Origin of the sequence: Thiomonas sp. X19 (assembly GCF_900089495.1) — a bacterium.
Lineage (GTDB): Bacteria > Pseudomonadota > Gammaproteobacteria > Burkholderiales > Burkholderiaceae_C > Thiomonas_A.
This window is the reverse complement of record NZ_LT605203.1, coordinates 1,564,957-1,586,381: the sequence shown is the minus strand read 5'-3', so window position 1 is coordinate 1,586,381 and position 21,425 is coordinate 1,564,957. Positions and strand designations below refer to the sequence as shown.

Sequence of the window (21,425 nt, the reverse complement as noted above, 5' to 3'; positions counted from 1 at the left end):
TGCGTTTTCTCATGAGCATCCCAAGCCCCTGGGGGCGCCCGGCGTTCGCGAAGAAACGATCTTTGGGCTACAAGGTGAACGGCAGTGCCGAGATGACCGACAAGTCATTGGTGCGAGCCTGCGGCGTTGTAGGACGCCGTGAGGTGAGCCCGCTCGTGAGCATGGTCCGGGAATCGTCGGCGACAGTGGTGAGCACAGCGATGTGCATCCCGTTTGAGAGATCGAGTCGAATTCGACGACTCCCATGGCGCTGCCGTTCGTTGACAATCTTGGAGCAAACGATGGCGATGCGCAAGCGAGATGATGATCTGGTCTTCCCCAACGCGGCGGGTATCGACGTAGGAGGGTCGAGCCACTGGGTGGCGGTACCCCGGCAAGCCTGCGACGAACCGGTGCGCGAGTTCGGTGCGATGACCGACGATCTGCACGCCATGGCCGACTGGCTGCTCGCGTGTGGGGTCGACACCGTGGCGCTGGAGTCCACCGGGGTGTACTGGATCCCGGTGTTCGAGGTGCTGGAGCAACGCGGCTTGACGGTGTTTTTGGTCGATGCGCGGCAGATGAAGTATGTGCCTGGGCGCAAGAGCGATGTGCAGGACTGCCAGTGGTTGCAGAAGTTGATGAGCCTGGGGTTCTTGCGCGCGGCGTTCCGCCCGACCGATGAGGTCTGTGTGGTGCGTGCCGTGGCCCGTCAGCGCGACGTGCTCTTGGCCGAGCAGGCCAGTTGGGTGCAGCGCATGCAAAAGGCGCTGGTGCAGATGAACATCCAGCTCACCGAGGTTCTGACCGATGTCATGGGACTGACGGGACAAGCCATCATCCGCGCCATCGTCGCTGGCGAGCGCGACCCCAAGACGCTGGCCCGGTATCGCAACGCTCGTGTCAAGGCCAGTGAGACGGAGATTGCCAAGGCCTTGACGGGCAATTGGCGCGATGAGCACCTGTTCGTGCTGCGCCAGGCGCTGGCGATGTATGACGACATTGCCCGGCACCTGGGCGAATGCGACGCCAAGCTGCAAGGACTGCTGAGCCAGCTTGGCGCGGCCAAGGTCGATCTGGGCAAGACGCCTCGTGCAGGCAGCAAGCTGCGCGCGCAGTTCGACGCACGCCAGATTCTGGCCAACTGGGCCGGCGTCGATCTCACGCGCATCAACGGCCTGGGTCTGGCTGCGGTGATGAAGATCCTCTCGGAGGTCGGCCCCAACCTGAGTCGCTTTGCCAACGTCAAGCACTTCTGTTCTTGGTTGGGGCTGTGTCCGGGCACGAAGATCAGCGGCGGCAAGGTGCTGTCAGCCAAGACCCGGCGATCCGCCAATCGGGTCAGGCAGGCGCTGAAGATGGCCGCGATGAGCCTGTCGCACAGCGACTCGGCCCTCGGCGCGTTCTACCGCCGCTTGTCGGGCCGCATGGACAAGCCGCGTGCCAATACCGCCACCGCGCACAAGCTGGCGCGCATGGTGTATTTCATGCTGACGCGTGGCGAGGCGTTCGTCGATCAAGGCCAGCAGCGCTATGAAGATCAGCAGCGCGAGCGCTCAATCGTCGCCCTCAAGCGCCGCGCCGCTGCCCTTGGCTTCCAGATCCATCCAAACCCGGTGCCAGCATGAAACCGGCCTTCAACCCATTTTGTTTCTTGAGAGTGGAGCACGCCAACTGGATTTTGTTGCGGCTGAAAACGTCAAGCAGGACGACCGTTTGTTTCTCGTGCAAGCGGTGCGAGATGCCGCGGGTGTTGCGGCCTTGGAAGTGAGGGCGGGCCCACCTCCAATTGCGCCGGCAGCGCCCCTCGCAAAGCGTTGGACAGCAGCAGGTCTTCGGCAGCAAGCAGATCGGCGCGGGTGATGATGCGCTCGGCCGCGCCGAGGGTGGCGTTCGTCAGCAGCGCGGCGCGGGCCACGCCGGGCAGCAGGCCGCAACGCAGCGGCGGGGTGTACCAGCGACCGGCGAGCTTGACGAACACACTGCTGCGTCCGCCCTCGCACAGCTCGCCGCGTGTGTTGAAAAACAGGGCGTCGAACGCGCCCCGGGCCTCGGCGGCTTTCCAGGCGGCGTCGTAGCGGGCGCGGTGGGTGGTTTTGTGGCGCAGGAACAGGTCGTCGGGGTCGAGCGCGGCGTGGTCCAGCAAGGTGTCCGCCAGCAGCACCTGGACCCGGCCTTCATGCCTGGGCAAGTCCGCCAGCAGCGCAGTGCTGAGGTGGTAGCTGCCGTCGTGCCGCAGTTCGATGCGGGTGCGGTGGCTCCAGGGCCACGCTGCCGTGGCAGGCAGCGCGGCGTGGGCCCGCGCCAGTTGTTCGAGCAGGGCGCGGCGGTCGAAACGGAAGCCGAAATAACGGGCTGAGCGGACCAGGCGCGCCAGATGCGGCGCGATGTGGGCGCGCTGCTCGGGCCAGCGCGCGGCGAAGGTTTCGATGAGGCCGAGGCCGGGGTCCAGCCCGGTGACGAAGCGGGCCTTGAGCAGGCATTCGGCCCACTCGGCCTTGGGGTCGGAGTCGGCCACCACGCCGCTGCCAAGGCCCAGACGGGCGGCGCGTGTACCTCGGCGCAGGCGATCGTCGATTTCCAGGGTGCGGATGGCGACGCTGAACACGCCGCGCACGGCCTGCGGGCTGCCGGGTCGCGCCGCGTTGGCGTTGGCGGGCGCGGGTTGCAGCCAGCCGATGGCGCCGGTGTACAGGCCGCGCGCGGCGGGCTCCAGTTCGCCGATGATCTGCATGCTGCGGTGCTTGGGCGCGCCCACCACCGAGCCGCAGGGAAACAGCGCGGCCCACAGCGCAGGCCAGCCCACCTGGGGCGCGAGTTCGGCCTGCACGCTGGAGGTCATTTGCCACACGCGCGGATAGGGCTCGACGGTGAAGCGCCGGGGCACCTGCACGCTGCCGGGCACGGCGACGCGGCCCAGGTCGTTGCGCAGCAGGTCGAGGATCATCAGGTTCTCGGCGCGGTTCTTCGGGTCGGCACCGAGCCACGCCGCGGCTTGCGCGTCCTGTATCGGGTCGGTCTGGCGCGGTGCGGTGCCTTTCATCGGCCGCGCCGCGATGTGTCCGCCCGGCTGCAGGGTGAAGAACAGCTCGGGCGAGAGGCTGAGCACCCAGCGGCCGCTGGCTCGCACGGGCCGTGATGACTGCGATGGATGCAGGGATGGACCTCCAAGGTTTCCCGGCGTAGCGCCATCGCCCCCCAGATAGGCCAGGCAGCGATAGGCCGTGGGCTGGCGCTGGCGCAGCGCGCGGTACAGCGCCAGCGGATGGCCGAAGGCGCGGGCGTGCAGCGGGAAGGTGTAGTCGATCTGGTAGGTGTCGCCCGCCGCGAGATAGGCGGCGATGCGCGCCAGCGCGGCGCCGTAGCCGGCTTCGATGATGCCGCGCCGCCAGCCGGCCAGGCCCGCCGGGGCATCGGCCCCGCCGAGGGCGGCGAGCTGGCGGACCAGCCAGGCGTCCACCGCGCCGCCGCCGTCCAGCATGGTGGCCTGGGCGAAGCTCAAGCCCTCCACCAGCGGCGTCACGGGGGCGTGCGCCAGCGGCAGCCCGGCCAGCGCTCGCGCCGCCTCGAACGCGGCGAACAGCGCCACTTCGCGCCCGCGCGCCAGTTCCTCGCCCGCCCAGCCCTGCATGGCGGCGGCCTCGGCGTCGGTGCGGGCGATGCGGTGGGCGATGGGCGCGGTGTACAGGCGCGCGGGCGCGTCGGCGGGGTCGAACAGCACGAAGGACGGATCGGCGTCGGCAGCCGGTTCGGACATGGAATGGGCGGTTGGCACGGACAGCTGGCTTGAAAGGATCGAGGGCACGGCAGGGGCGGCCGGCGATGGCACTTGTGGCTTTGTGCCGGATCAGCCCGCCGCCGCGCGGCAGTCCAGCTCCTGCTGGGCGATGGCCAGGCCCCGGCGCGTGGCGGCCTGCGGGTCGGCGGCCTGGGTCACGGCGCTGACCACGGCGTAGCCGTCGGCCCCGGCGGCCATCACGCCGGGGGCGCGCTCCAGGCTGATGCCGCCGATGGCCACCGTGGGGTAGCGCGGCTTGCAGCGCGCGGCCCAGTCGCCCAGGCGCTGCAGGCCCAGCGGGCGGTAGGGCATGACCTTGAGCGTGGTGGGATACACCGGGCCGAGGGCGATGTAGCTGGGGCCGAGCGCGTGCGCCCGCGCCATTTCGCCCGGCGTATGGGTGCTCACGCCCAGGCGCATGCCGGCGGCGCGCAGCGCGGCGAGGTCGGCCAGCAGCAGGTCCTCCTGGCCCAGGTGCACGCCGTAGGCCCCGGCGTCCAGCGCCTCGCGCCAATGGTCGTTGACGAATAGCTGCGCCCCGGCCTGGCGCGCGGCCTCGGCGACGCGGGCGATGTCGGCGCGCAGGGCCGCGCCCTGCAGGTCCTTGATGCGCAGTTGCAGGGTGCGCGCGCCCCAGTCGAGCACGCGCAAGGCCCAGTCGGCGTCGGGCAGGATGGGGTAGAAGCCGGGCGGCGCGGTGAGCGGCGCGAAGGCCGGGGCCTCGGCTTGGGGCAAGCTTCCCGGCGCCGGACGCTGGGGGAAGCTGCCGCTGTCCAGTCCGGCGGCGGGGTTCACCAGCGGGCGGGCTTCGGGTGCCGCGCGCCAGGCCTGGGCGATGCCGGCATGGGTGCGCCATTGCGCCTCGACCACCGCGTCGGCCACGCTCCAGCCCTGTGCCAGCATGGCCGTCAGCGCGGCGGCATACAGGCAGCCGGTGCCGTGGGCGCCGTGGGCGAGACGCGGCACGGCGAAGGCCTGCGCGCCGTCGCGGGTGACGAGCCAGTCCACGCTGAGCGGGCCTTCGGCGTGCCCGCCCTTGAGCACCACCGCCTGGGTGCGGCCCTGCCCCAGCCACTGCGCGCGCATGGCGGCCAGCCAGCCGGGCGGCATCGCGCCGCCGTCGCTCCATGCCGACAGGCCCAGCAGTTGCGCGGCTTCCACGCGGTTGGGGGTGACGACGGTGGCGGCCCGGGCCATGGCCACCAGCGCGCCGGCGCCGGTCTGCAGCAGCGGCACGCCGCCGGCGCTGGCGGCCAGCACCGGGTCCCACACCACGGGGCCGTCGGTGAACGCGGCGCAGAAGGACGCCACTTCGGCCGCCACGTCCGCATCGCCCAGCATGCCGACCCTCACCGCAACAGGCTGCGCCTCGGCGGTCAAGGCGGCGAGCGCCGCGCGCAGCACCGGCACCGCGGTGGGCACGACCTGCTGCACGCCCTGGGCGTTTTGCACCGTGAGCGCGGTGCACACGCTGGCGCCTCTGCAGCCCATGGCCTGCCAGGCCGCCAGATCGGTGGTGAACCCGGCGCCGCCGGTGGGGTCGTGGCCGGCGAGGGTGAGTAGGAGCGGAGCGGACGTGGGGCTTGGCGACATGGGAGGCGGGAAATGTTCAGGGTTGCGATGGACATGGTTGTGCGCGCAGGGGGATGATGCACGCCATGCTTGACTTCGAGTTCACTTCAATTTCTAGGATGCGCCCGTGACCAGCGATTTCATCTCCATCGGGGAGCTTGCGCGACGCGCCGGCCTGAGCACGCACACGCTTCGCTATTACGAGGCCGAAGGCGTGCTCAGACCGGTGGCACGCGCGGCAAGCGGCCATCGTCGCTATGCGCATGAGGACGTGCTGTGGCTTGGGTTCGTGCTCAGGCTCAAGCGTACCGAGATGCCGATCAAGGAAATTCGGCGCTACGCCGAACTGCGCGCCCAGGGGGATGCGACCTTGCCCGCACGCCTCGCGATGCTGCAACTCCATCGCGAGCGTCTGGCCACCAGGATGCTTGAGTTGTCGACTTGCGCCGGCGTCCTCGACGCCAAGATTCAAACCTATCTGGCGATGATGGATGAACCGCCGGCGCGCACCAGGAATCCGCACCATGAACCCGCAAGCGACTGAACCCCTCACCGGCCAAGACCCCGACTCACGCTACGCACGCGGCTGGGCCAAGCTGCGCGAAATCGACGGCGAGGCCGGCGAGCGCGTGATCGACGCGCTGAAGGACATCGCCCCCGATTTCGCGCGCTACATCATCGCGTTCGCCTTCGGCGACATCTACTCCCGGCCGCAGCTCGACCTGAAATCGCGCGAGATCGGCGTGGTCGCCGCGCTGACCGCGCTCGGCTATGCCACGCCGCAGCTCAAGGTGCACATCCACGGCGCGCTCAACGTCGGCTGGAGCCAGCAGGAGGTGGTGGAGATCATCATGCAGATGGCGGTGTACGCCGGCTTCCCCGCCGCGCTCAACGGCCTGTTCGCGGCCAAGGAGGTGTTTGCGGAACGTGCGCTCGCGCCAGCGTGAGAACGCATCGAACGATGTGCGACGACGCCGTGCCACCCGCGTCGGGCAACCGCCACTCTGTTTCGGCGCAAGCCCGTGGCACATCCCGCTGCGGGGATTCGGCTCCGGCATCACCATCGCTCTATGCGCCATCGGCTTCGACGATCGTGCCCTGATGGAAGAACGCCCGCCATGACTCGCCCGTCTGGCGCCAGATCGTCGAACGGCATGTGATCCGGGGGCCCTGGACGAGGGTATAGGTCAGCAAGTAGCTGCCTTGGGCAATTTCGCGGCATTGGAAATCCCGCGCTTCCCAGACATCTTCTTGCGAGTTGACACAGCGTTGATCGAGAACGTCCAGCACGGCGGCACGGCTGTAGCACCGGCCCGAGGCGCCGATTTCCCAGAAACCGGCATCCAGCATGGCCTCGAAATCGGCGCGCGTGCTTGCCTGCTCGATGCGGTAAAAAAGGGATTCGCGCGCAATCAGTTCTTCAAGAATGGGCAGCAGGCGGTCTTCGGTAACGAGGTCGGGCTCCATGCCGGTCTGGTTGGAATGGCGCATCGGTATGGAGCGGCGGCAAGGCGGACAAGCGTGCAGAAGAAAGCGGGCCGTGGCATTGGGTGCGAACCGCCGCGTCTCAGGCCCCGGCCTCGTGCCAGAACGGCATGCCCACCGTGGGGGTGGATGCCTGGGCGGTGTCGCGCTCGGGCATGGCGCCGGCCAGGAACCCGAGGCGGCCGGCCTGCACCGCCTGGGCGAAGGCGGCGGCCATGCGCACGGGGTCGGCCGACTCGGCCACGGCGGTGTTGAGCAGCACGGCGTCGAAGCCCAGTTCCATGACCTGGGCGGCGTGCGAGGGCTTGCCCAGCCCGGCGTCGACGACGAGCACGGCGTCGGGCAGGCGTTCGCGCAGGGTGCGCAGCGCGTGCAGGTTCTGCGGCCCGCGGCCGGAGCCGATGGGCGCGGCCCAGGGCATGACGGCGGCCACGCCGGCGTCGAACAGGCGGCGGGCGAGCACGAGGTCGTCGGTGGTGTAGGCGAACACGGCGAAACCCTCGCGCACCAGGCGCTCGGAGGCCTCCAGGGTGCCGAAGGGGTCGGGCTGCAGGGTGTAGTCGTCGCCCACGACTTCGAGCTTGATCCAGGAGGTGCCGAACAGCTCGCGCGCCATCAGCGCCAGGTTCACCGCCTGCTCGGCGGTATGGCAGCCGGCGGTGTTGGGCAGCAGGTGGCAACCCAGCGCGGCGATGCGCTGCCAGAACGCCTGGCCGCCGCCGCTTTCCGGCTGCAGGCGGCGCAGAGCGACGGTGAGCACCTCGGCGCCGCTGGCGGCCACCGCGTCGTCGAGGACTTGCGGGCTCGGATAGCGCGAGGTGCCGAGCAGCAGGCGGGATTGCAGGGCGACGCCGGCAACGCTCCAGGGATCGGTGACCGGCGTCGGCGCCTCCCCCACCCGGCCTCCCACAGGGGGTGGGGCGGGAGAGAGCGGCGCGACGCGGCGTTTCGAAGACCCCTCGGGCTCTTCGCCGCCCCGTTGGGGAGGCGGGGCCACTCCCTCCCCGTTTCGTGGGCTGGGTTGGGACGGGGCGTCGCGCGGCGCAGGCTGGCCCAAGCTGGTCTGCACCAGCGGTTCGGGGGCTGTGATGTCGGTGTCCATGGCCAATCTTCCTCGGTTCAGCCGCCCACCACCGGGGCGACGATGTCAATGCGGTCCTGCGCGGCCAGCGGCTGTTCGGCCCAGCGCGCGCGGGGTATGAAGGTGCCGTTGACGGCGCAGGCGAAGGCGCGCGGCGCGGCGTCGAGCCCGCGTTCGGCGAGCAGCGCATGCAGCGTGCCTGCGCACGTCTGCACGGCCTGGCCGTTGAGCCAGAGGGTGCGCGCGGCGGACTCAGGCGGCATGACGCAACTCCGTTTGCGGCCCCGGTGCTCCCAGCGCCTCGGCGATGCCCTGCTCCACCTGCCGCACCAGCGCGGGAGCGATGAGGTAGCCGTGGCGGAACAGGCCGTTGATGCGCCACACCCCGCCCGCGTCCAGCCCGGCGACGGGATGGTGGTCGGGCAACGCCGGGCGCAGCGCGGCGGCCAGGCGCAGCACGCGGGCCTCGCCGAATTCGGGGTGCAGGCTATAGAGGGCGCTGCCGAGTTCGAGCGTGGAGCGCAGCGTGGGCGGGCCGGCGTCCTCGCTGTCGAGCTCGGTGGCGCCGACGACGAACTGGCCGCCGGGGCGCGGGGCGACGTAGATGGCGTAGCGCGGATGGATGAGGCGCACCGGGCGGCGCAGGCTCACCCCGGGCGCAAACACGGTGAGTACCTCGCCGCGCACGCCGTGCAGGCCGGGAACGCCGTTCCTGGCGCCGATGCCGCGGCAGTCCACCGCGAGGTCGAAGCCGTGGCGCCGGCCGTGGGTGTCGACCAGCGCGGCGGGCTCCACGACGTCGATCGCCGCGCCCTCGTGCCAGGCGCCGCCGCAGGCGGCCAGGCCGGCGTCGAGCGCGGCGGCCAGGGCGGCATAGAGCTGGTCGTTGGCGAGCTGGCCTTCCTGCGGCAGGTAGAGGCCCTGCGTGAAGCGCGCGGCGAGCAGGGGTTCGAGCGCGGAAATCTGCTTGCCGCCCAGCGCCTGCATCGACGCGTCCTCGCCACCTGCCGGCAGGTGCGCGCGCAGCAGCGCGGTGTAATGGTCGAGCGCGCCACGGTCGGCGGCGTGCGCCACGACCAGCGTGCCCTCGCGGCGGAAATACACCTCGCGCCCGGTCTGCGCGTGCAGCTCGGCCAGCCACTGCGGCCAGATGGACAGCGACGCCACGCCCAGGGCGTGGATGCCCGCGTCGGCCGCCGCAAGCTCGGCGGTGGGCGAGAGCATGGCCGCGGCGGTGGGTCCGGCGCTGCTGCGGTCGGCACGGGCGTGGGCGTCGAACAGCTCGACGACATAGCCCGCGCGCAGCAGGCGCCAGGCCAGCAACCGGCCAGCGAGTCCCGCGCCGGCGATGCCGATGCGGGGCGCATCCCCCTCCCGACCTCCCCCACCCGCGGGGGAGGTGAGAACCGCGCTGCGCGAAGCAGGCTCCCGCACTCCCTCCCCACCCTGGGGGGAGGGTTGGGGAGGGAAGGCATCGGCGCGGCCCGGCGTGGCGTTCACAGATAGATCTCGCTTCCAGTCTTGCGGAACTCCTCGGCCTTGCGCGCCAGTTCCTGCTTGAGGTCGCCCGCCGCCACCTGGCTTTGCGCCGCGGCGCGGATGTCCTGGCTGATTTTCATCGAGCAGAACTTGGGGCCGCACATGGAGCAGAAATGCGCCGTCTTGGCCGCTTCCTTGGGCAGGGTCTCGTCGTGGAAGGCGCGCGCGGTGTCGGGGTCGAGCGCGAGGCGGAACTGGTCTTCCCAGCGGAACTCGAAGCGGGCGCGGGAAATGGCGTTGTCCCACAGCTGCGCGCCGGGATAGCCCTTGGCGAGGTCGGAGGCGTGGGCGGCGATCTTGTAGGCGATCAGCCCCTGCTTGACGTCGTTGCGGTCGGGCAGCCCGAGGTGCTCCTTGGGCGTGACGTAACACAGCATGGCGGTGCCGGCCCAGCCGATGTTGGCCGCGCCGATGGCGCTGGTGATGTGGTCGTAGCCGGGCGCGATGTCGGTGGTCAGCGGACCCAGGGTGTAGAACGGCGCCTCGAAGCAGTGCTTGAGTTCCTCCTCCACGTTGACCGCCACCATGTGCAGTGGCACGTGGCCGGGACCTTCGATCATCACCTGCACGTCGTGCTTCCAGGCGATCTGCGTCAGCTCGCCGAGGGTGTGCAGCTCGCTGAACTGCGCCTCGTCGTTGGCGTCGGCAATGGAGCCGGGGCGCAGGCCGTCGCCCAGCGAGAAGGTGACGTCGTAGGCCTTCATGATGTCGCAGATCTCTTCGAACTGCGTGTAGAGGAAGTTCTCCTGGTGATGCGCCAGGCACCACTTGGCCATGATGGAGCCGCCGCGCGAAACGATGCCGGTCATGCGGTTGGCCGTCAGCGGCACGTAGCGCAGCAGCACGCCGGCATGGATGGTGAAGTAGTCCACGCCCTGCTCGGCCTGCTCGACGAGCGTGTCGCGGAACAGCTCCCAGGTGAGATCCTCGGCCACGCCGTTCACCTTTTCCAGCGCCTGGTAGATGGGCACGGTGCCGATGGGCACGGGGCTGTTGCGCACGATCCATTCGCGGGTTTCGTGGATGTGCTTGCCGGTGGACAGATCCATCACGGTGTCGGCGCCCCAGCGGATGGACCACACCATCTTGTCGACCTCGTCCTCGATGTCGCTGGTGACGGCCGAGTTGCCGATGTTGGCGTTGACCTTGGTGAGGAAGTTGCGGCCGATGATCATCGGCTCGATCTCGGGATGGTTGATGTTGGCCGGGATCACCGCGCGGCCCGCGGCCACTTCCTGGCGCACGAATTCGCCGGAAATCTCATGCCGCATGCCGAACCAGGTGCCGCGGTGCTGGCCGCCGTTCTGCGCCAGGGCGTCGGGCAGCTGCGCGCGCAGCAGGTTCTCGCGCAGCGCGATGTACTCCATCTCGGGCGTGACGATGCCTTGGCGCGCGTAGTGCATCTGGCTGACGTTGGCCCCAAGCTTGGCGCGGCGCGGCGCCGGCGGCTGGGCGAAGCGCAGCGCGGCGGTGGCGGGATCGTGCGCGCGCTGCCGGCCGAAGGTGCTGCTGGGGCCGGAGAGCTGCTCAGTGTCGGCACGTGCGGCAATCCACGCGGCGCGCAGCTTGGGCAAGCCGGCGCGCACGTCGATGGCGGCCTGCGGGTCGGTGTAGGGGCCGGAAGTGTCGTACACCCGCAGCGGCGCGTTTTTCAGCAGGCGCGTGACGGTGGGCGACTCCTGCATCAAGGTGTCGGACAGCGCGATTTCACGCCAGGGCACGCTGACGCCTTGCGGGCCTTCGGTGTAGACCTTGCTCGAGGCCGGAAACGGGGTGCGGGTGATGCGGCTGGACAGGCGCTCGGGATCGACGGCGCGGCGAACTTCGGACATGGTGGCCTCCTGGAGTGGTTGGCCTGCCGAAGCGCATGGGGCGACTTGGTTTCCTACGCGGGGATGGTCCCGATCAGGTTCAGCGGATTTCGCAGTGTTGCGATCTCAGCCAGGCAACTTCCGATGCACGGCACTCCGACAAGCAAAGCCAAGTATAGGCCGCACCAAGTATGCCCTGCGCAACGACCGCGCCAGTCTCGCGGGATTGCACCCCACCGATCAGAACCCCGAACCCGGCTGCCGGAGAAAGACGAGTTCTTCCGGGCTGCTGGCGCGGCCGAGGATGGCGTTGCGATGTGGAAAACGGCCGAAGCGGGCAATGATGGCGTGGTGGCGCTGGGCGAAATCGAGGAAGTCTTCGAAGCGCGCACGGTCGACTTGCGGCGCGGCGTCGCCCAGCGCGGCGAACAAGGCCACCGACTGTTCCTGCACCGCAAGGTCCTCGGCATGCTCGAGCGGCAAATAAACGAACACGCGCTCGATGGGCCACAGGCGCGCATCGTCCCCCGCGTCGACCATCGCCAACGCCTGACGCAGGGCTTGCGGGTCAGTGGCGAAGGCCCGCGGCGTGGCGCGAAACAGATTGCGCGGGCACTGGTCCAGCAGCAGGAGCAGCGCGAGGGCGCCGCGTGGGGAGTTCGTCCAACTCGCCAGCGCACCCGCAGCCGCCTGCAGCTGCAGGGCACCGAAACGGGCGCGGATGTCGGCGTCCACGGCGGCGTCCTTGCCGAACCACAGCGCACGACGCGCCGTCCAGGTGGCTTGGACGTCGTGCGGCGCCTCGCCAAACCAGTAGCGCAGCAGTTCGGCGGCTTTCTCGGGCGGATCGGAATGTGGCATGACGCGAGCCTCAGACAGCGCGGCGGGCGGCCGGGTAGAGCCGGCGCGCAATCAACGCCCCGGCCGCCAGCGCCAGCACCGTGCCCAGCAGCACGCCAATCTTGGCGGCGTCGAATTCCTGCGCATCGGCGTTGAAAGCCAAGCCGGCGATGAACAAGGACATGGTGAAGCCCACACCGCAAAACGCGGCCACCGGGGCCATCAGGCGCCAGGAATAGCCACGCGGCAGGCCGTCGGCCAGCCAGGCCACCATGCCCACGCCCGCAAGAATGCCGACGGGTTTGCCCAGCACCAGCCCCAGCGCCACACCCCAGGTCACCCCATGGCCCAGCAAGGCCAGGGCCGATGCTCCCAACACCACGCCGGCATTGGCCAGCGCGAACAGCGGCAGCACCAGCCAGGAGACGTAGGGTGCGAGCGCATGCTCGACCTTGGCGCCGGCGCCACCCGCGCGGGTCTGCGGCAGCAGCAAGCCGGTGAGCACGCCGGCAACGGTGGCATGAATGCCGGACTTGAGCACGAACAGCCACAGCAGCACGCCGAGCAGCAGATAGGGCCAGGCGCGACGCACGCCGAAGCCTTGCAGCAGCACCATGAGCAGCGCGGTAGCCACCGCGGCGGCCAGCATGGCGCCAGAGATTTGCGCGGTGTAGAACGCGGCGATGATGAGCACCGCGCCAAGATCGTCGAGCACCGCCACCGCGGTGAGGAAAACCCGTGCCTGTGGCGGCAAGCCGCGTGCCAGCAAGGCCATGAGGCCGAGAGCGAAAGCGATGTCGGTGGCAGCGGGAACGGCCCAGCCGCCCAGAGCCGCCGAGTCGCCAAGATTGAGCGCGACGAACACCAGCGCCGGCACCACCATGCCGCCGAGTGCGGCGGCCACCGGCAGCGCGCGGGCACGAGGGTCGGCCAGGGCGCCGAACAACCATTCGCGCTTGATCTCGATGCCCACCTGCAGGAAGAACAGGGCCATGAGCGCATCGTTGATCCACAGCAGATTGCTTTCCACCAGATGCAGCGGGCCGAGATGCACGCCCCAGGTGGTTTGCAGCAGACCCTGCCAGAGGGCGGCCAGCGGGCTGTTCATCAGCACCAGACCGAGCACCGCACTGGCCGCCAGCATCAGGCCGGAGCGGGCGGCGGCGTTGCTGGCGTTGTTCGGTGCAGTGGCGGCACTCATGCCCTTAGGCCCACGATGTGCGCTATGCGCACGTCAAGCCCCCGTCATGTGCCCGTTGCGTGTGCGCGACGGGGCACAAGGCGTCAGCCCTTGGCGTGTTCGCTGTAGCGCTTGGCGCCGGCGCTGATTTCGGCGCGGGCGGCGTCGGCGCCAGCCCAGCCTTCGGTCTTCACCCACTTGCCGGCTTCGAGATCCTTGTAGTGGTTGAAGAAGTGCTCGACCTGCTTGAGCAATTCCGGCGTCAGGTCTTCGGGCTTGCGGATGTTGCGGTACATGGGCAGCAGCTTGTCCACCGGCACGGCGATGAGCTTGGCGTCGGGGCCGGCCTCGTCGGTCATCTTCAACATGCCCACCGGGCGGCAGCGCACCACGCAGCCGTGCACCAGGGGAATGGGGGTGACCACCAGCACATCCACCGGATCGCCGTCTTCCGACAGGGTTTGCGGGATGTAGCCGTAGTTGCACGGATAGTGCATGGCGGTGGACATGAAGCGGTCGACGAACAACGCGCCGCTGGCCTTGTCGACCTCGTACTTCACCGGCGGGGCGCCGGCGGGAATTTCGATGACCACGTTGAAATCGTCGGGCAGGCTTTTGCCTGCGGGAACGTGAAGCAAGCTCATGGGAAGTTCACCTGGGTGGAAGAGAAAAAGACGGCCGCGGGCGCCACACGCACGCGGCCCTGCTCAGGGCGTTGCCGGAGTTGTGGGCGGATTGCCGGGAGGCGTGACCGGGGTCTGCGAGGTGTTCTTGTAGATGCCCTGCAGCTGCTGCGGCGTGATGATGTTGAACAGGGTCACCACTTTCTTCACGCCCGACACCGCACTGGCCACGGCGCTGGCCTGATCGGCCTCGGCCTGGGTGACGATGCCCTGCAGATACACCACGCCGGCCGAAGTCGTGATCTTGAAGGCCTGCGAGTACAGCTGTTTGTCGTCGATGAACGAGGCGCGAACCTTGGAGGTGATGAAGGTGTCTTCGGCCTGTTGGCCCAAGGTGGAGTTGGGGCCGACCACGACCTCGTCGAGCACGGCCTTGACGTTGGGAATGTCGGCCACGATCCGCTGCACCTGCTGCTTGTAGGCCTCGGTCGGCACCTGGCCGGTGATCAGCACCTGCTGGTTGTAGCAATTGACGCTGACATTGCCATTGCCGCGCAGGGCATTGCTGATCTGCGATGCGGCCTTGACCTGGATGGTCTGGTCTTCGAGCTGGGCGCCGACGGTGCGGCGGTCGGTCGCCACCAGCGCGGCGCCGCCCACGGCGGCGGCTCCCAGGATGAAACAACCCTGCAACTGGGTGGCGGCAATGGCGCCCATGAGCACCAGGCCGGCGCGGGACAAGGGCATCTTGCGAGACACGCGGCCCGCGTTGCGGCATACGGCGTTGAACCATGTACTCAAGCGGAAAGTCGTGCGGTCAGTCATTGGAATCCTCCGGGTCGCCCATCAAGGTCCAGTCTACGCCGTCACAAATGCAGTGCAGCATGAGCAGGTGCACCTCCTGGATGCGCGCGGTGCGGTCGTGCGGCACGCACAGATGCACGTCCTGCTCGCGCAGCATCGCGGTCATTTGGCCGCCGCCCTTGCCGCTCAGGCCCACCACCAGCAGGTCGCGCTCCTGCGCGGCGCGCACGGCCTCCAGCACGCTGGGCGAATTGCCGCTGGTGGAAATGGCCACCAGCACATCGCCCGGCTGGCCCAGGGCGCGCACCTGGCGCGAGAACACCTGGTCGAAGCCGAAGTCGTTGGCCAGCGCGGTGAGGACGGACGTGTCGGTGGTCAGCGCAATGGCCGCGAGCTCCATGCGCTCGCGCTCGAAGCGGCCCACCAGCTCGGCGGCGAAGTGCTGCGAGTCGGCAGCCGAGCCGCCATTGCCGCACACCAGAACCTTGCCGCCGTTGCTCACCGCATTGGCGATGCAGGCCACGGCCTGCGCCACAGGCTCGGCCATCAGGGCGGCCGCCTGCTGCTTCAGTTCTGCGCTCTCGCGAAACTGCTGTTGGATGCGTTGTTCAAGCATGGTTCGAGTACCAGGAAGAAAAGCAAAGGCCTCCATTATTCCCCGGCTCCGGATGGCTTGGCGGATGCAAGCCCATGCGCCGGCGTCGCTCTGTCAGTGCCGGATGTACTCGCTTGCACTTGAAACAGGCGGACAGGCCGGCCCTCAACCATCGGCATCGAAGGCGTCGCGAATCCAGTGCAGCTGCCCGCCTTCGATGGCGACCACGTCGAAACGGCAGGCCATCTCGCCAGGGAAGCGCATGAGGTAATGCCGCGCGGCCAGCAGGATGCGGGCGCGTTTGCGCGCGTCCACGCTGGCGGAGGCGCCACCGAAGGCCGCGCTGGCGCGTGCGCGGACCTCGACGAACACCAGCGGGCCTTTGGAATCGCGGGCGATGATGTCGATCTCGCCGCCGCGCACCCGATAATTGCGCTCCACCAATTGCAGCCCCTGCCGCTGCAGGTAGTTCCAGGCCGCATCCTCCGCCAGGGCGCCCACCTGTCCTGGCGGGCGGGTGGCGGCCTTTGCCGGGTCTTGCCTCATGTCTCCCACATCCTCCATGCCCATTTCCCCATCGCCAGCGGGCCACGGCGCGCCTGCGGCGCTGGCCGCGGCGCGGCAATTATGCGCGGGCCAGTCGCTGCCGCCGGGCTGCCTGCTGGTGGTGGCCACGCCCATCGGCAACCTTGCCGACATCAGCCTGCGCGCCCTGGCCATGCTGGAACGCTGCGACCTGGTGGCAGCGGAAGACACCCGCATGGCCCAGCGCCTGTTGCAAGCCCATGGCCTGGCCAAGCCCCTGCTGCGGGCCGACCGCCACCGCGAGCAGACGGCCGCTGCCGAAATGCTGGCGCTGCTGGCCGCCGGGCAGCGCGTGGCCTATGTGAGCGACGCCGGCACACCCGGCATCAACGACCCCGGCGCGGTGCTGGTGCGTGCCGCGCGCGCGGCCGGCCATGCGGTGATTGCGTTGCCCGGCGCCAGCAGCGTGACGACGGCATTGAGCGCCTCGGGCCTGGACCTGGACGCCGGCTACACCTTCGCCGGCTATGTGCCGGCGACGCAGCAACAACGTGCGGCCTTTTACCGCGAGGCATTGGCATCGCCGCGCGCCTGGGTGTGCTTCGAGGCGCCGCATCGCATCGTTCAGAGCCTGGAGGAACTGGCGCAACTGGCAGCCGCCCTGCCCAAGCCGCCGGACTTGATTCTGGCGAAGGAATTGACCAAGCAGTTCGAGGCCATCGTGCAGGGCAGCCCGGCCGAGTTGCTGGGCTGGCTGGCGGCGGATGCGCGGCGCGCGCAAGGCGAGTTCGTGCTGGTGCTGCAAGCCGCCCGCGACGCCGAGCCGATGGACGCGCAGGCGCAGCGCTGGCTGTTGCGACTGGCGCGTGAGTTGCCAGCATCACGCGCCGCCGCCGCGGTGGCCGAGATGCTGGGGGCGGACCGCAAGACCCTGTATCGCTGGCTGCAGGCGCAGGCGGGCCAGGGTCTGGACGAGAACTGAAACGACCGCTGCGTCCTGCGGCTGTGTGCAGACCAAACCACTGCTTCAGCGCACTCGGAGCTTGCCGGCTTGCAGGCCGGCAGACCGTTCGTGCGTCACGCGACAGTGCGCAGGCACAACCCTCCAGGCGCACTCGGAGCTTGCCGGCTTGCAGGCCGGCAGACCGTTCGTGCGTCACGCGACAGTGCGCAGGCACAACCCTCCAGGCGCACTCGGAGCTTGCCGGCTTGCAGGCCGGCAGACCGTTCGTGCGTCACGCGACAGTGCGCAGGCACTGTCGCGTGTACGCACTCACCGCATCGTGATGACGCGGTTGCGGCCTTGGCGCTTGGCTTCGTAGAGGCTGTCGTCGGCTTCGGTGAGCACGCGCACGACTTCGTCCTGCGGGCCCTGCAAACCGCCGATGCCGATGCTCAGAGTGATGTGCAGACTGCGTTCGGACACCAGGAAGGGGCGCTGCGCGACGCGTTGACGCAGCACGTCCATCGCGGCACTGGCGGCTTGGGTGTCCAGGCCGGGCAGCATAATGAGGAACTCCTCGCCGCCCCAGCGTGCGACCCAGCCGCCGCGTGGCACGCCTTGGCGCAGGGTGCTGGCCATCTGCCGCAACACGGCGTCGCCGGCGGCGTGACCGTATTCGTCGTTCACCAGCTTGAAGTGGTCGAGGTCGCACAGCGCCAGGCTGAACGACTGGCCGCCACGGCGCATGGACTGCAGGGCTTCGTCCAGGCGCAGTTGCGCGGCGCGGCGGTTGAGCAGGCCGGTCAGTCCATCGGTATAAGCCTGCGCCAGCAAGGTGTCGCGCTGGTTGCGGTCGTGCAGCACGCGGGCGAACCAGGCGGCCAGCAACTCGGCGTACTGCCGGTCGGTTGGATCGAATTCCTCGCCCTGGGGGTCATCGCCCAGGAGCAGCAGGCAACCCAGGGTTTGGTGCGCCCGCACCAGGGGCAAACGGATCACCGAGCGCACGCCGGCAGTCGCGGCGAGGTTGGGATGTAGGCTGGTGTCGGCAATCCACAAAGCGCCGTTTTCGTGGTCGTCGCAGGCGCACAGCGGATGGTTGGCCGACAGGGTCTGGCCCTGGCGGAAGCGGCCATGCAGGTCCTGCACGTACAGCATGTGGCACTCGTCGCCCAGGCGCAGGCAGATGATGGCCGCCTGCATGTCCAGGGCATCGCGCCCCTGGGCCAGCATGTACGCGATGGCGTCGCCGGTTTCGACGCCCGGGTCTTCCATGCTCGAACCCGTCGCCAGCTCCCACAGGGTTTGCAGGCGCTGGGATTGGCGCTCGACCGCGCGCAGCAGGTTCTCGCGTTCGCTCACGTCGATGGCCAAACCATGGATCACCTTATGGCCCTGCGCCGTGGTTTCGGCATGCTCGGCCAGGGACAACCAGATGGTTTCGCCATGCAAGCCCCGGGTCCAGACCAGGCGGCGTCCGCCCCGCTTCTGGGTCTTGGCATCGCCAATGGCTTCACCCACCGGCACCTCGTCCACGGTATTGAACAACTCATCCCATTCGCGCCCGATCAGGCGGCGCACCGGACGTTGCAGCATGCGGGCGAAGCTGGAGTCGGCCGCCACCAGCACGCCGTCGCGCAGGGAGCGGGTGTAGGTGCCGGCCTGTGCCGCTTCGAGCAGGGCTTTTTCACGGTTGCGGGCAAAGCGGCGCATGTGCTCGCGGCTGCGCACGAGTTGGCGCAGCAGCGCATCGATCTCGGCCACACCGCTGCTGGGCAGCTCCTCGGCCCGCACGAAATCCATTTGCCGGCGGATGCGAACCATGCGCCGCACGAAGTTGCGCAACAGCAAGGTGTAGGCCGTGATCAGCAGGGCCAGCATGCCGCCGAGGGCGAGCAGCGGGGCGCGAACATCGGCCCACCACATCTGCATCACCTCGTCGTGCGTGTAGGACAGGAAAGCGACGATCGGGAAATCGCGCAGCCGCGCCCAGGCACCCTCGCGCTGCTCGCCGTCGGCAGTCTTGCCGGTGTAAATGCCCCGCCACGCGTCGCCAGCGCTGCGCAACGCTCGAACCAGCGCTCCTTTGGCGGGCTGGCCATAGATGGAAACATGGCTTGGTTGATCGGGGTAACGGCTGATCAGCCAGCCATCGGTGCGCAGCAAACCCATGGCCACGCCGGGCTGCGTCGGCAAGCCGCGCCACAGGGCCTGTTGGTGCTCCAGCAACATGCTGGTTTGCACGACGAAGCGCGCCTGGCCGTCGGCGCCGCGCACGGCATAGCGCAGGGGAATGAACCACTGCTTGAGCAGCAGCCCGTATTGGGGCCGGCCAACGCTCAAGCCTTGCGTTGCCAGGGCAAGATTGAAATCGTCGCGATAGTCGGCATAGGCCGGCTCCTGCAGCACATTGGGCAGGCTGCGCGTCGGACGGCTGGCCGTGCTGGCGAGCATTTGCCCGTCGGGGCTGAACACCGTGGCGCCGCCCAGCTCGGGGTGGCGCGACTTGAAGGCGTCAAGGGCGATGAACATCCCCACGGGATCATGCAGCGCACCGCGGTTTTGCAGGGTGTCACCCAGTTGCTGCAAATCGTCCTGAATACGCAGAAATGTGGTTTCGGCATTCACCGCCAGCAGCGTCGCCGTCAATTCGCTGCGCTGCTCCAGGTCGTGCCGGGTGGTTTCCCACGACGACCACAACCACAGCCCCACCAGCGTGGCGAACAGGCCCGCAGCCGACGCCATCAGCCGCCAGCCCAGGCGCGCCAGGGTCGGCGCGGAGGGCTTGCGCATCGCGGCTGCGCGGGCATCCGCCCGAGAGGCGGCTGGCAGCAGCGGCAGGGTGGCGGGGTCGTCCATGAATCTCGGTGAGTGGGCTGTTCGCCCTTGCGGCAGGATGCGGCGAAGGCTCGGTGTTGGTGGTTTCCATTATGGGGACGATCCGACGGCGAATCATCCCGCTTGTCGAAGGAAATGCAGGGCAGCGTGAACTGGTTCACGAAAGTCACAGTTTGTTAAAGCCCGGCGTCGGCCTGTGCGATCATGGCCCTGCACCAGCCCGATTTCAAACCCTGTCGCCTCGCCGCACGAGCCACAGTCCTGGCCCCTGAAGCCCGGCCCTTGACCAGAGATTCCTGCAAGCCCGGGGCTGATTCAGCCCGCAGCCATCGCCCATGTCCGCCAAGCCACCCGCGCCACTTCCCCAAGTCCATCCGGCCGCGCAACAGCCGGGCCCAGCCGCCGCCGTCTGGGCTTCCAGCCTCGGCCTGCGCTACACCGCCACGCTTGGGCGCTGCAACGGCCACGCGCAACACCGTGGCGCGGTGCGGGTGCTGGCGGCGCTGTATCCCGAAGGGCCGGGGGTTTGCCATCATGTGCTGGTGCATCCGCCCGGCGGCCTGGTGGGCGGCGACCGCATCGACATCGATCTGCGCGTGCAAGCACAGGCGCATGCACTCGTCACCACGCCGGGGGCCACCCGCTTCTACCGCAGCCTGGGCCAGCCGGCGGTGCAGCAAGTCCAGGCGTGTGTGCGTGCGGGCGGACGGCTGGAATGGTTGCCGCTGGAAACCCTGGCGTTCGATGCCTGCCTGGCGGAAAATCGCGCCGTGTTCACACTGGATGCGGGGGCCGAGATGTTCGGCTGGGACATGCTGGCCCTGGGTCTGCCCGCCGCCGGCAAACCCTTCCAGCAAGGGCAGATGGTGCAGCACCTGGAACTGCCGGGCGTGTGGCTGGAGCGCGGGCGCATCGCCGCTGCCGACGCGATTTTACTGCAAAGCCCGGGCGGTTTGAGCGGGCGCGAAGCCCTGGGCACCTTGTTCTTCGCCGCCGGCAGCCCCATCGTCCCGCAGCGCCGCGACGCCCTGCTGGACGCTGCGCGCCAGCTCGCGCAAGCCCAGCCGGCTGCACTGCCAGCCGGGGCCACCGCGCCTCATGCGCAAGTGGTGGTGCTGCGCGTGCTGGCCGACCGCATCGAGCCCGTGGCGGCGCTGCTGCGCGAGGTGTGGGCAGCGTGGCGCCACATCGCCTGGAATCTGCCGCCCTGCCCACCCCGGGTGTGGGCAACGTGAAGTCGGCCAACCGATCGGCCACGAACGGCGCGAACCGGTGGCCAGTCAGGACGCAACGGGCACAGAAAGAGCGTCAACAACCCCTGGCGCCAAGCATGAAGTTGCCCGAAACGGACAAGTCGGAAGGTCGTGGAAACGAAAGATTTATTTTTAAGAAATGTGCGGTCTTGCACGAATGTCTTTGCTTCTTTGCGTAGGTCTGTGGCCGCTCAGCATGCGGGGTCGACCGCACCCGCTGTGATGCAGCAGTCTGGCGCAGACCGCGCCGTGGAACTCCGTGCATTCAGACGCCGAAACAGTCGGCCGAAGTGCTCCTGAGCATCCGTGAGCAAGAATGGGCGCGCTGGATCGCTGCCATGAATCCACCGTTTCTTTGGGCTCCAGTCGCCGACGCCCTGGACAACAGTTCCTGGCGCGTGCTGAACGCGCAGGGGCAGACCCTCTTCAGCGCGAGCGAAGGCGCCATGCCGCGCCCCGCCGCGCACACTGGGTCCGGCGCCACCCCTGCCGATCCAGCCGATTTCCGCTTCCGCCTGTTTCTCCGCGGCGCGTTCGGGACACCCGATTGGGTCTTCGTCCAGCACACCCCGTGTCTGC

19 protein-coding genes and 1 riboswitch are annotated in these 21,425 nt (G+C 69.0%); of the genes, 5 read left to right on the top strand and 14 right to left on the bottom strand.

Features of this window, described 5'->3' with window-relative positions:
- The first annotated feature begins 281 nt into the window (after positions 1-281).
- Positions 282-1,607, top strand: coding sequence for an IS110-like element ISCARN20 family transposase (locus tag THIX_RS07435; RefSeq protein WP_086558138.1), 1,326 nt, complete (start codon positions 282-284; stop codon positions 1,605-1,607).
- A gap of 71 nt (positions 1,608-1,678) precedes the next feature.
- Here THIX_RS07435 and THIX_RS07430 read toward each other — a convergent pair whose 3' ends face one another.
- Positions 1,679-3,736, bottom strand: a complete 2,058-nt coding sequence (locus tag THIX_RS07430) for a chorismate-binding protein (protein WP_112485720.1) — start codon at positions 3,734-3,736, stop codon at positions 1,679-1,681.
- A gap of 90 nt (positions 3,737-3,826) precedes the next feature.
- The gene (gene thiE / locus THIX_RS07425; RefSeq protein ID WP_112485719.1) at positions 3,827-5,350 is read right to left on the bottom strand and encodes a thiamine phosphate synthase; all 1,524 of its coding nucleotides are present in this window, start codon (positions 5,348-5,350) and stop codon (positions 3,827-3,829) included.
- A 106-nt stretch (positions 5,351-5,456) separates the two neighbouring features.
- Here thiE and THIX_RS07420 point away from each other — a divergent pair, with 106 nt between their 5' ends.
- Together THIX_RS07420 and THIX_RS07415 are read left to right on the top strand one after the other, a co-directional pair.
- Positions 5,457-5,873 (top strand): MerR family transcriptional regulator, encoded by a 417-nt coding sequence (locus tag THIX_RS07420; RefSeq protein WP_112485718.1) that lies wholly within the window; start codon positions 5,457-5,459, stop codon positions 5,871-5,873.
- On the top strand, positions 5,854-6,276 hold the full coding sequence (locus tag THIX_RS07415; RefSeq protein ID WP_112485717.1) for a carboxymuconolactone decarboxylase family protein: 423 nt from the start codon (positions 5,854-5,856) through the stop codon (positions 6,274-6,276). The genes THIX_RS07420 and THIX_RS07415 overlap by 20 nt, the downstream gene beginning before the upstream one ends.
- Positions 6,277-6,397: 121 nt before the next feature.
- Here the strand turns inward: THIX_RS07415 and THIX_RS07410 are convergent, their stop codons facing one another.
- The 11 genes from THIX_RS07410 to THIX_RS07360 form a co-directional block, all read right to left on the bottom strand.
- Positions 6,398-6,820 carry a DUF4440 domain-containing protein gene (locus THIX_RS07410; RefSeq protein WP_371412883.1) on the bottom strand — a complete coding sequence of 141 codons (423 nt, stop codon included), beginning with the start codon at positions 6,818-6,820 and terminating at the stop codon, positions 6,398-6,400.
- 76 nt (positions 6,821-6,896) lie between these two features.
- Positions 6,897-7,916, bottom strand: a complete 1,020-nt coding sequence (locus THIX_RS07405) for a thiazole synthase (protein WP_305798526.1) — start codon at positions 7,914-7,916, stop codon at positions 6,897-6,899.
- Between the two features lie 17 nt (positions 7,917-7,933).
- Positions 7,934-8,158: a sulfur carrier protein ThiS gene (thiS, locus tag THIX_RS07400; RefSeq protein ID WP_112485715.1), complete on the bottom strand. Its 225-nt coding sequence runs from the start codon at positions 8,156-8,158 to the stop codon at positions 7,934-7,936.
- Complete coding sequence (locus tag THIX_RS07395) at positions 8,148-9,395, bottom strand: FAD-dependent oxidoreductase (RefSeq protein WP_233224446.1); 1,248 nt, start codon at positions 9,393-9,395, stop codon at positions 8,148-8,150. Before THIX_RS07395 ends, thiS begins: the two co-directional genes overlap by 11 nt.
- Positions 9,392-11,266 carry a phosphomethylpyrimidine synthase ThiC gene (thiC, locus tag THIX_RS07390; RefSeq protein ID WP_112485714.1) on the bottom strand — a complete coding sequence of 625 codons (1,875 nt, stop codon included), beginning with the start codon at positions 11,264-11,266 and terminating at the stop codon, positions 9,392-9,394. Before thiC ends, THIX_RS07395 begins: the two co-directional genes overlap by 4 nt.
- Positions 11,267-11,298: 32 nt before the next feature.
- Positions 11,299-11,414, bottom strand: a riboswitch (TPP riboswitch).
- Between the two features lie 71 nt (positions 11,415-11,485).
- Positions 11,486-12,106 (bottom strand): DUF924 family protein, encoded by a 621-nt coding sequence (locus tag THIX_RS07385; protein ID WP_112485713.1) that lies wholly within the window; start codon positions 12,104-12,106, stop codon positions 11,486-11,488.
- A gap of 10 nt (positions 12,107-12,116) precedes the next feature.
- Positions 12,117-13,286, bottom strand: coding sequence for a Na+/H+ antiporter NhaA (nhaA, locus tag THIX_RS07380; protein WP_112485712.1), 1,170 nt, complete (start codon positions 13,284-13,286; stop codon positions 12,117-12,119).
- Between the two features lie 83 nt (positions 13,287-13,369).
- Positions 13,370-13,909 (bottom strand): inorganic diphosphatase, encoded by a 540-nt coding sequence (ppa, locus tag THIX_RS07375; RefSeq protein WP_112485711.1) that lies wholly within the window; start codon positions 13,907-13,909, stop codon positions 13,370-13,372.
- A gap of 63 nt (positions 13,910-13,972) precedes the next feature.
- Entirely contained in the window at positions 13,973-14,713 is a 741-nt protein-coding gene (locus THIX_RS07370; RefSeq protein WP_112485710.1) for a BON domain-containing protein, read from the bottom strand.
- Positions 14,706-15,308, bottom strand: a complete 603-nt coding sequence (locus THIX_RS07365) for a phosphoheptose isomerase (protein WP_112485709.1) — start codon at positions 15,306-15,308, stop codon at positions 14,706-14,708. Before THIX_RS07365 ends, THIX_RS07370 begins: the two co-directional genes overlap by 8 nt.
- A 144-nt stretch (positions 15,309-15,452) precedes the next feature.
- Positions 15,453-15,833 carry a YraN family protein gene (locus tag THIX_RS07360; protein ID WP_112488238.1) on the bottom strand — a complete coding sequence of 127 codons (381 nt, stop codon included), beginning with the start codon at positions 15,831-15,833 and terminating at the stop codon, positions 15,453-15,455.
- On the opposite strand from THIX_RS07360, the gene rsmI reads away from it, so the two are divergent.
- Entirely contained in the window at positions 15,832-16,794 is a 963-nt protein-coding gene (gene rsmI / locus THIX_RS07355) for a 16S rRNA (cytidine(1402)-2'-O)-methyltransferase (RefSeq protein ID WP_233224445.1), read from the top strand. The two genes, THIX_RS07360 and rsmI, sit on opposite strands and share 2 nt — an antisense overlap.
- Positions 16,795-17,085: 291 nt before the next feature.
- Here the strand turns inward: rsmI and THIX_RS07350 are convergent, their stop codons facing one another.
- Positions 17,086-19,614 carry a diguanylate cyclase domain-containing protein gene (locus tag THIX_RS07350; RefSeq protein WP_112485707.1) on the bottom strand — a complete coding sequence of 843 codons (2,529 nt, stop codon included), beginning with the start codon at positions 19,612-19,614 and terminating at the stop codon, positions 17,086-17,088.
- 314 nt (positions 19,615-19,928) lie between these two features.
- Between THIX_RS07350 and THIX_RS07345 the strand changes: the two genes are divergently transcribed.
- On the top strand, positions 19,929-20,828 hold the full coding sequence (locus THIX_RS07345; protein WP_112485706.1) for an urease accessory protein UreD: 900 nt from the start codon (positions 19,929-19,931) through the stop codon (positions 20,826-20,828).
- Positions 20,829-21,425: the final 597 nt, after the last annotated feature.

Bases quoted from the DNA above. Each gene is read 5' to 3' on its own strand.
- THIX_RS07405 (WP_305798526.1), bottom strand. From the start codon at position 7,916: ATGGACACCGACATCACAGCCCCCGAACCGCTGGTGCAGACCAGCTTG.
- rsmI (WP_233224445.1), top strand. From the start codon at position 15,832: ATGTCTCCCACATCCTCCATGCCCATTTCCCCATCGCCAGCGGGCCAC.
- THIX_RS07385 (WP_112485713.1), bottom strand. From the start codon at position 12,106: ATGCCACATTCCGATCCGCCCGAGAAAGCCGCCGAACTGCTGCGCTAC.
- THIX_RS07365 (WP_112485709.1), bottom strand. From the start codon at position 15,308: ATGCTTGAACAACGCATCCAACAGCAGTTTCGCGAGAGCGCAGAACTG.
- THIX_RS07435 (WP_086558138.1), top strand. From the start codon at position 282: ATGGCGATGCGCAAGCGAGATGATGATCTGGTCTTCCCCAACGCGGCG.
- THIX_RS07350 (WP_112485707.1), bottom strand. From the start codon at position 19,614: ATGGACGACCCCGCCACCCTGCCGCTGCTGCCAGCCGCCTCTCGGGCG.
- THIX_RS07430 (WP_112485720.1), bottom strand. From the start codon at position 3,736: ATGTCCGAACCGGCTGCCGACGCCGATCCGTCCTTCGTGCTGTTCGAC.
- THIX_RS07370 (WP_112485710.1), bottom strand. From the start codon at position 14,713: ATGACTGACCGCACGACTTTCCGCTTGAGTACATGGTTCAACGCCGTA.
- nhaA (WP_112485712.1), bottom strand. From the start codon at position 13,286: ATGAGTGCCGCCACTGCACCGAACAACGCCAGCAACGCCGCCGCCCGC.
- thiS (WP_112485715.1), bottom strand. From the start codon at position 8,158: ATGCCGCCTGAGTCCGCCGCGCGCACCCTCTGGCTCAACGGCCAGGCC.
- THIX_RS07410 (WP_371412883.1), bottom strand. From the start codon at position 6,820: ATGCGCCATTCCAACCAGACCGGCATGGAGCCCGACCTCGTTACCGAA.
- thiC (WP_112485714.1), bottom strand. From the start codon at position 11,266: ATGTCCGAAGTTCGCCGCGCCGTCGATCCCGAGCGCCTGTCCAGCCGC.
- ppa (WP_112485711.1), bottom strand. From the start codon at position 13,909: ATGAGCTTGCTTCACGTTCCCGCAGGCAAAAGCCTGCCCGACGATTTC.
- THIX_RS07345 (WP_112485706.1), top strand. From the start codon at position 19,929: ATGTCCGCCAAGCCACCCGCGCCACTTCCCCAAGTCCATCCGGCCGCG.
- THIX_RS07415 (WP_112485717.1), top strand. From the start codon at position 5,854: ATGAACCCGCAAGCGACTGAACCCCTCACCGGCCAAGACCCCGACTCA.
- thiE (WP_112485719.1), bottom strand. From the start codon at position 5,350: ATGTCGCCAAGCCCCACGTCCGCTCCGCTCCTACTCACCCTCGCCGGC.
- THIX_RS07360 (WP_112488238.1), bottom strand. From the start codon at position 15,833: ATGAGGCAAGACCCGGCAAAGGCCGCCACCCGCCCGCCAGGACAGGTG.